The organism is Pseudomonas defluvii, assembly GCF_001695625.1.
GTDB classification, from domain to species: Bacteria; Pseudomonadota; Gammaproteobacteria; order Pseudomonadales; family Pseudomonadaceae; genus Aquipseudomonas; species Aquipseudomonas defluvii.
This window is the reverse complement of the sequence record NZ_MBPN01000264.1, coordinates 1-1,358: the sequence shown is the minus strand read 5'-3', so window position 1 is coordinate 1,358 and position 1,358 is coordinate 1. Positions and strand designations below refer to the sequence as shown.

The following is a 1,358-nucleotide window of genomic DNA, read 5'->3' as shown; positions in this document are numbered from 1 at the left end:
TCCTGATCGCCAACGGCTGGATGCAGAACCCGGTGGGTGCCGAGTTCAACTTTGAAACCATGCGCATGGAGCTGACCAATTTCGGCGCGCTGCTGTTCAACCCGGTCGCGCAGGTGAAGTTCGTTCACACCGTCTCTGCCGGTTATGTGACAGGCGCCGTGTTCGTGCTGGCGATCTCCAGCTACTACCTGCTGAAGAAACGTGACCTGGCGTTTGCCCGTCGCTCGTTTGCGATTGCCGCAGTGTTCGGCCTGGCCTCGACCATTTCGGTGATCCTGCTGGGTGATGAATCCGGCTACGAGATCGGTGATGTACAAACGACCAAGCTGGCCGCGATTGAAGCCGAATGGGAAACCGAACCGGCGCCTGCTGCGTTCACCCTGTTTGGCTTGCCGAACCAGGAACAGCAGCGTACCGACTATGCGGTGAAGATCCCGTACGTGATGGGCATCATCGCAACGCGTTCGGTGGACAAGCAGGTCACTGGCATCAAGGACCTGATCGCTCACCACGAGGTGCGCATTCGTAACGGCATGATCGCCTATGGCCTGCTGGAGAAGCTGCGTCATGGCGACAAGAGCGAGGCCAATATCGCCGCGTTCAATGAGGTGAAAAAAGACCTCGGCTACGGCCTGCTGCTGAAGAAGTACACCCCGAGCGTGGTCGACGCCAGCGAAGCGCATATCAAGCAAGCCTCGCTAGACACCATTCCGAATGTCTTCACCATGTTCTGGAGCTTCCGCGCCATGGTGGCCTCCGGTTTCCTGATGCTGGTGCTGTTCGTGCTGGCCGCCTGGGCCTCGATCAAGCGTAATGCCGAGAACAAGCCATGGCTGCTCAAGTTTGCCGTGTGCAGCCTGCCACTGCCGTGGATTGCCGCCCAGACCGGTTGGGTGGTCGCCGAGCACGGTCGTCAGCCGTGGTCGATTGCCGAAGTGCTGCCGGTTCACCTCTCGACCTCGTCGCTGTCTGCGGGCGATGTGATGGGCTCGTTGCTGGCACTGATCGCCTTCTACAGCCTGCTGCTGGTGATCGAGATGTACCTGATGATCAAGTTTGCCCGCCTTGGCCCATCCAGCCTGCACACCGGGCGCTATCACTTCGAGCGTGACGCTGTCGCGCACACCGTCAAGGCTTGAGGAGCAGATCATGTTTGATTACGAAACACTGAAGCTGGTGTGGTGGGTGTTGATCGGCGTGCTGCTGATCGGCTTCGCCTTGACCGATGGCTTTGACATGGGGGCCATGGCGCTCATGCCGTTCGTGGGTAAAACCGACAATGAGCGGCGGGTGGCGATCAACACCATTGCCCCGCACTGGGATGGCAATCAGGTGTGGTTCATCACCGCCGGTGGCGC

General features: G+C 59.6%; 2 protein-coding genes. Both read left to right on the top strand.

Annotated features, from left to right (window positions below; all coding sequences use genetic code 11):
- Positions 1-1,139: cytochrome ubiquinol oxidase subunit I (locus EKA13_RS27180; RefSeq protein ID WP_065762029.1), on the top strand; the 1,139-nt coding region annotated here is incomplete at its 5' end.
- Between the two features lie 10 nt (positions 1,140-1,149).
- Positions 1,150-1,358: cytochrome d ubiquinol oxidase subunit II (locus EKA13_RS27175; RefSeq protein ID WP_176717500.1), on the top strand; the 209-nt coding region annotated here is incomplete at its 3' end.